Annotated in this window: 1 protein-coding gene; it reads right to left on the bottom strand. The window is 61.6% G+C overall.

The window, feature by feature from the left end; genetic code table 11:
- Positions 1–596, bottom strand: a 596-nt coding sequence (locus AAE514_RS18490) for a transposase (protein ID WP_488212737.1), incomplete at its 3' end; no start/stop codon positions are given.
- Positions 597–729 lie beyond the last annotated feature (133 nt).

Genomic DNA, 729 nt, shown 5'->3' with positions numbered 1-729 from the left:
ACCACCATCTTGGTCTGGTCGTAGACGCACTCTTCGGTGACGCCGCCGAAGTAGCGGAAGGCCTCGTCGTGCAGCTGAATGAAGGCCTCGGTGTCCAGCGGCTGGAGCCGAATGCCGACGTACATCAGGCGCGAGCAGGCCAGCACGAACACCACGAAGTACACCACCCGCTCGAGGCCGCCGATCCACACACCGCGCAGCTCTCCAGGGTCCACCTGACACTGGACGCCGGGCACGGCGTCGAGCACCGGTTCGTAATACCGGGCCTGACCGCTGGCGACCTGTTCCTTAAGCGTGCGCACGTAGCGGCGCAGGCTCCGGTCCGAAGCAGGCAAGTCCCCAACTCGCTCACGCAGGCGCCGGGCCAGCTTGACGGCGCTCAACTGGGGATAGGACTTGAGCTGGTGGATAAGGAAGTCCCGATGCTCATCCAGGCGCTTGGTGCGCGAGGGATCGTTCTGAGCCTGGCTGATGGCCGCTTCGTCCATCTTCAGGTACTTGCGTACTGTGTTGCGGGCGATGCCCAGCTCTCGGCCAATGGCGCGCAGTGACAGGCCTCGGCCCTGGTCATACAGTGCTTTTATCTTGTGAATCATAACCCACTCCTTCAATGCTCTGTCCCCGGCTTATGGATGTGGCGGGGGACGCTACACAGTTTTGTGGCCAAAGCCACCTGGGGTGGGTCAAAATTATTGGCCAGAGGTGGGTCAGTTTAGATGGCCATTAACA

The sequence above is a fragment of the Marinimicrobium locisalis genome (assembly GCF_039822625.1).
In the GTDB taxonomy this organism is placed as follows: domain Bacteria; phylum Pseudomonadota; class Gammaproteobacteria; order Pseudomonadales; family Cellvibrionaceae; genus Marinimicrobium; species Marinimicrobium locisalis.
Note: the sequence above shows the minus strand (reverse complement) of the source record. Positions and strands in the feature narration are given on the sequence as shown.